At 72.1% G+C, this 6,610-nt stretch carries 2 protein-coding genes; both read right to left on the reverse strand.

What is annotated here, in order from left to right; translation table 11 throughout:
- Nucleotides 1–5,729 (reverse strand): type I polyketide synthase (locus tag ACFVV1_RS40525; protein ID WP_390000596.1); only part of this gene is annotated, 5,729 nt, incomplete at its 3' end.
- A partial coding sequence (locus tag ACFVV1_RS40530; protein WP_390000598.1) for a phosphopantetheine-binding protein occupies nt 5,726–6,610 on the reverse strand: 885 nt, incomplete at its 5' end. The genes ACFVV1_RS40530 and ACFVV1_RS40525, both read right to left, overlap by 4 nt.

The raw sequence follows: 6,610 nt of genomic DNA on the forward strand, positions 1-6,610 counted from the left end.
GTGTCACTGCCGCGCAGCCGCGTGATGTCGATGCCGGCGTCCTCGAACGCCTCCCACGCCGTCTCCAGCAGCAGCCGCTGCTGCGGGTCGACGGCGATCGCCTCGCGGGGCCCGATGCCGAAGAACGCGGCGTCGAACTCCCCGGCGCTGTGCACGAATCCGCCTTTGCGGGTGTACGAGGTGCCCGCGTGGTCGGGGTCCTCGTGGAAGAGACCGTCGAGGTTCCAGCCGCGGTCCTGCGGGAACTCGGAGATCCCGACCCGCCCCTCGGACACGAACTGCCAGAGTTCCTCGGGAGAGTTCACTCCGCCCGGGTAACGGCAGCCCATGCCGACGATGGCGTACGGCTCCTCGTCCTCGGTCCCGGTCTGCGCCGCCTGTACGACGGGCTTGCCGGCCGACTCCGTTCCGGCGACCTGCGTGAGCAGGAGCAGGGCCACGGCGGCCGGGGTGGGGTGGTCGAAGATGAGCGTGGAGGGAAGTCGTACGCCACTGGTCTGGGTGAGGCGGTTGCGGAGCTCGACGGCGCCGAGCGAGTCGAACCCGAGCTCCCTGAAGGCCCGTTCCGGATCGATGCCCTGCGGTGAGGCGTGCCCGAGTACGGCCGCGACCTGCGCCTGTACGAGATCCAGGACGATCCGCGGGCGGTCGGCCTCGGCGGCCGCCGCCACCCGCTGGGCGAGGGAACCGCCGGCGGGCTGGGTACGGCGTGCGGGCATCCGTACGAGTCCGCGCAGGAGTGCGGGCAGCAGGCCGGAGCGGGCCTGGGCGCGCAGCGCCGACTGGTCGAACAGTACGGGTGCCAGCAGGGCGGCACCCGTCTGCTGCGCCCGGTCGAAGAGCCGGAGCCCGAGCTCGGCGGGCAGGGCGCTGATGCCCATGCGGGCGAGGAGCGCGAGCTCCGCCTCACCGAGGGTTCCGCCCATGCCGCCGGCTTCGGCCCAGAGGCCCCAGGCGAGGGAGGTGGCGGGGAGTCCGGCGGCCTGGCGTCGGGCGGCGAGGGCGTCGAGGGTGGCGTTGGCTGCGGCGTAGTTGCCCTGGCCGGGAGTGCCGATGAGGGCGGCGACGGAGGAGAAGAGGACGAAGGAGGCCAGGTCGAGGTCGGCGGTGAGTTCGTCGAGGTGGAGTGCGGCGTCGACCTTGGGGGCGAGGACGCGTTCCACGTGGGCCGGGGTGAGGGTTTCGATGGTGGCGTCGTCGAGGATTCCGGCGGCGTGGACGACGGCGGTGAGCGGGCGCTCGAGCGAGGTGATGAGCTGGGCCAGTGCGTCGCGGTCGGTGACGTCGCAGGCGGCGACGTCGACCTGGGCTCCGAGCTCGGTCAGTTCCGCGACCAGCTCGGTGACGCCCTCGGCGGCGGTGCCGCGGCGGCTGACGAGCAGGAGGTGCTTGGCTCCGTAGGCCTCTGCGTAGTGCTTCGCGAACAGGGCGCCCAGACCACCCGTACCACCGGTGATGAGCACGGTCCCGTTCACGTCGAGAGCACGCGGCTCGGTCGCCACCATGGTCTCGGCCGCGGCGAGGCGCGGGGCGAGGGTTCCTCCGGCTCGCAGGGCGAGCTGGGGTTCGTCGAGGCTTGCGAGTGCGGGCCAGTCGAGGGTGGTGGTGTCGGTGTCGTCTTCGAGGTCGATGAGGAGGATGCGGTCGGGGTGTTCGGACTGGGCGCTGCGGACGAGTCCCCAGATGGGGGCCTGTGCCAGTGCGGGGGCTTCGCCTTCGGCGGTGGCGATGCCGTTGCGGGTGGCGACGATCAGGCGGGTGTCGCCGAAGGCGTCGGTCGCCAGCCACTGCTGGAGCACGGCGAGAGCCCACAGGGTCGTCTCACGGACCGAGGACGTGGCCTCGGCCGGGACGACGACGGCCTCGGGCACCTCGGCACCGGCGGCGACGGCCGCGGCCAGCTCGGTCAGGTCCGCGTACTCCTCGCCCAGAACCACCGTGCGCAGCGGGCCGGCGGCACCGGCGGCCGGAGCCGGAACCCAGTTCACCTGGTACAGGGGGTCGCTGGCTGCCGGGCCGGACTGCTCCAGTCGCGCCGAGTCGACGGCGCGGAACGTGAGGGTGTCCACGCTCGCGACGGGCGTGCCGTCGGTGTCGGCGAGGTCGATGCGCAGGGCGTTCTCGCCCACGGGAGCGATCCGCACCCGGATCCGGGTCCCTGCTGTCTGCGTCAGGCTGACACCCGACCAGGCGAAGGGCAGAGCGGCCGCGGAGTCGCCCGAACCGCCGTCCAGCCATTCGAGGCCGCCGTGGAGGGCAGCGTCGAGGAGTGCGGGGTGGATGGCGAAGCCCTCGACGGGGGTTCCCTCGGGGAGGGCGATCTCTGCGTGGACGGCGTCGTCGGTGCGCCAGGCCGTCTGTACGCCCTGGAAGAGGGGGCCGTATTCGTACCCGGCGTCGGCGAGCTCCGCGTAAAGGGTGTCCACGGAAACCGGTACGGCTCCGGCGGGCGGCCAGGCGGCGGGCAGTTCCCGTACGGGTGTGGCGGCTTCGGCCGTGAGTCGGCCGCGTGCGTGACACACGGCCTCGGAGCCGGAGCCGGAGCCGGAGTCGGAGCGGGAGCCGGAGTCGGAGCGGGAGTAGAGGGCGACCTGGCGGTGGCCGTCTTCCTCGGGTTCTCCGACAGTGACCTGGAGTTGACGGGTGGTGCTGTCGGTGTCCAGGACGAGGGGTGCTTCGAGTACGAGTTCCTCGAGGACGGGGGTGCCGGTGTGGCGGCCGGCGGAGAGCGCCAGCTCCACGAGAGCGGCACCGGGCACGATGAGCGCGCCGAGGACGACGTGGTCCTCGATCCACGGCTGGGACTCACGGGAGATCCGCCCGGAGAACAGCCAGCTGTCCGCGGTACCCACCTGCATGGCAGTAGCCAGTACGGGGTGCCCGAAACGGCCCAGACCAGCGGCACTCAGATCACCGGAACCGCCACCGGAGGCCACCCAGTACCGGTCGTGTTGGAAGGCGTAGGTGGGGAGGTTGGTGCGTGTGGCGCCGGTGTTGGCGTAGTACGTGTTCCAGTCGACGGGGATGCCGGCGGTGTGGGCGTGTCCGAGGAAGGTGGCGAAGGTGTGGGTCTCGGACTGGCGTGCGCGTAGGGCCGGGGTGAGGACGAGACTGTCTTCGTCCTCGAGGCATTGGCGGGTGAGTGCGGTGAGGATGGCGTCGGGGCCGAGTTCGAGGTAGCGGGTGACGCCTTCGCGGTGGAGTGTGCGGATGCCGTCGTGGTAGCGGACGGCTCCTCGGACGTGCTGGACCCAGTAGCCGGGGTCGGTCAGTTCATCCGTGACCACGTCACCGGTGACGTTGGAGAGGACGGCGATGCGCGGCGGGTTGAACGTCAGTCCCTCGGCGACCGTGCGGAACTCGGTGAGCATGGGTTCCATGCGTGGGGAGTGGAAGGCGTGGCTGACGCGCAGGCGGGTGGTCTTGCGGCCCAGTTCTTCCCAGCGGGGGAGCCATGCGTCGAGAGCGTCCAGGTCACCGGAGACGACGATCGAGCGGGGTCCGTTGACGGCTGCGATCTCGAGGCGGCCTTCGAACCCGGCCAGTGCTTCGGCGACTTCGGGTTCTTCGGCCTGGATGGCGGCCATGCCGCCGCCGGCAGGTAGCGCGCCCATGAGACGGCCGCGCGCGGCGACCAGGGCACAGGCATCGGCGAGGGAGAGAACCCCGGCGACGTGTGCGGCGGCGATCTCACCGACCGAGTGCCCGATGAGGTAGTCGGCGCGAATGCCGAGGGACTCGACGAGTCGGAACAGTGCGACCTCGATGGCGAACAGCGAGGTCTGGGTGTACTCGGTGGCGTTGAGCGTCGCGTCCTCGGCGGCGAGGAGTTCGCGCATCGAACGTCCCAGCAGCGGATCCAGCTCCGCACACACCTCATCCAACGCGGCAGCGAAGACGGGGTAAGCGGAGGCGAGTTCCAGGCCCATGCCCGCCCGCTGCGCGCCCTGTCCCGTGAACAGGAAGGCGGTCTTACCGCTGACCGGGCGGCCCTGAGAGACCCCAGCCCCCGGCTCCCCGGCGGCCAGAGCCGCGAGCCCGGCGATCAGTTCGTCCCGGTCCCTGGCGACGACGACCCCGCGGTGTTCCAGCTGGGCTCGGGTGGTGGCCGCGGAGTATGCGACGTCCAGCAGCCCGGACTCCGGCCGCTCCGCCACGTGGGCGGCCAGGCGCTCGGCCTGGGCGCGGAGGGCCTGTACAGACTTGGCCGACACCACCACGGGAACGGCGGGCAGGGTCCGCACGGGAGTTCCCGGCCCGTCTGCCGCCTTCGTCTCCGTCTCCGGCTCCGGCTCCGCAGCCGTAGCCGCAGTCGCGGTCGGGGGCTCCTCGATGATCAGGTGGGCGTTGGTGCCGCTGATGCCGAAGGAGGAGACTCCCGCGCGGCGCGGGCGGCCCTCGGCGGCGGGCCACGGCTCGGCCTCGGCCAGCAGGCGCACCTCACCGGCGGTCCAGTCCACGTGCGGGGAGGGCTCGTCCAGGTGCAGGGAGGCGGGCAGGGTCTCGTACTGCATCGCCTTGAGCATCTTGATGATGCCCGCGACGCCTGCGGCGGCGGAGGTGTGGCCGATGTTGGACTTGATGGAGCCGAGGCGGAGCGGGCCGTTCTCGCGGTTCTGGCCGTAGGTGGCCAGCAGGGCCTTGGCCTCGATGGGGTCGCCCAGGCGGGTGCCGGTGCCGTGGCCTTCGACCGCGTCGACGTCGCGCGGGGTGAGCCCGGCGTTGGTGAGGGCCTGGCGGATGACGCGTTCCTGGGCGGGGCCGTTGGGGGCCGTGAGCCCGTTGGAGGCGCCGTCCTGGTTGATGGCGCTGCCGCGGATGACGCCGAGGATGCGGCGGCCGTTGCGCTGGGCGTCCGAGAGGCGTTCCAGGACGAGCAGGCCGAGGCCGTCGGAGAAGCCGGTGCCGTCCGCGCCCTCGGCGTACGACTTGCAGCGGCCGTCGGCAGCGAGGCCGCGCTGGCGGCTGAACTCGGTGAGCAGGAAGGGGCCCGCCATGATCGTGACTCCGCCGGTGAGGGCGAGAGAGCATTCGCCCGAGCGCAGGGACTGGGCCGCCAGGTGCATGGCGACCAGGGAGGAGGAGCAGGCGGTGTCGATGGACACGGCCGGGCCCTCCAGGCCCAGGGTGTACGACACCCGGCCCGACAGCACGCTCGTGGTGGTGCCCGTCAGGCGGAAGCCCTCCAGCTCGGGCGGCATCTGGCCGCCGTAGTCGGAGGTCAGGGCCCCGCAGAAGACACCGGTGTTCGAGCCGCGCAGGGAGGTGGGGTCGATGCCCGCGTCCTCCAGGGCCTCCCAGGCGGCCTCGAGGGTGAGGCGCTGCTGCGGGTCGATGGCGAGGGCTTCGCGCGGGCTGATCCCGAAGAAGCCCGCGTCGAAGTCGCCCGCCGAGGCGACGAACCCGCCACCGCTCGCGGAGATCTTGCCGGTCCGCTCGGGGTCGGGGTCGTAGATGCCCTGTTCCCAGCCGCGGTCTCCGGGCAGCGCCGAGACCGCGTCGCGGCCCTCGGCGACGAGCTGCCACAGCTCCTCGGGCGTGGTGACCCCGCCCGGGTAGCGGCAGCTCATGCCCACGATGGCCAGCGGCTCGATGTCGCGCTGCTCCAGCTCGCGGACACGGCGGTTGGCGGTGCGCAGCTCTCCGGTGACCTTCTTGAGGTACATGCGGAGCTTCTGCTCGTCGCTCATCGAGCGGCTGCTCTGCTGGTCAGCCGTACCCTGGGTCACGATCCGAGCTCCTTGTCGATCAGGTCGAACATTTCTTCGTCGGACACGTCGTCGAGGTCGTCGACGAGGTCCTGCTCCGCTTCGTCGCGGTGGCTCGTGGATCCTCCGAGGACGGACCACAGCCGGTTGTTGAAGGCGCGGAGCCGTGGCTCCAGTTCGGCCAGTTGGGCGCTGTCCCCGGCCAGTTGGTTGAGCAGGGCTTCGACCTTCTGCAGCTCCTCCTCGAAGGGGGAGAGGCTCCGCTGCGCCGCGGGTTCCCCGAGGCCGGCGAGGATGAACGCCGCCACGGCTCCGGAGGTCGGGTGGTCGAAGACCAGGGTGGAGGGGAGCCGTACGCCGTCGGCCTGGGTGAGGCGGTTGCGCAGTTCGACACCGGCGAGGGAGTCGAACCCGAGCTCCTTGAAGGCGCGTCCGGGATCGATCGCCTGGGGTGAGGAGTGCCCGAGTACGGCCGCGACCTGTGCCTGCACCAGCTCCAGGACGATCCCCGGCCGGTCCGCCTCGGGCGCCGCCGCCACCCGCTGGGCGAGGGTTCCGCCGCCCGTCGTCTGCTCGCGGCGGGCCGGGGCCCGTACGAGGCCCCGCATCAGGGCCGGCAGCAGGCCGGCCCGGGACTGGGCGCGCAACGCGGCCTGGTCGAGGAGTACGGGAACCGCCAGGGCGCCGTCCATCTGCCCGGCGCGGTCGAAGAGTTCCAGGCCGAGGTCGTTGGGGATGGCCCCGACGCCCATGCGTGCCCAGCGGGCCACGCTGCTCTCGTCGAGCAGGCCGGCCATGCTCCGCTCCTCGGCCCAGAGGCCCCAGGCGAGGGAGGTGGCGGGGAGTCCGGCGGCCTGGCGTCGGGCGGCGAGGGCGTCGAGGGTGGCGTTGGCTGCGGCGTA

The organism is Streptomyces sp. NPDC058092 (assembly GCF_042884935.1).
Lineage (GTDB): Bacteria > Actinomycetota > Actinomycetes > Streptomycetales > Streptomycetaceae > Streptomyces.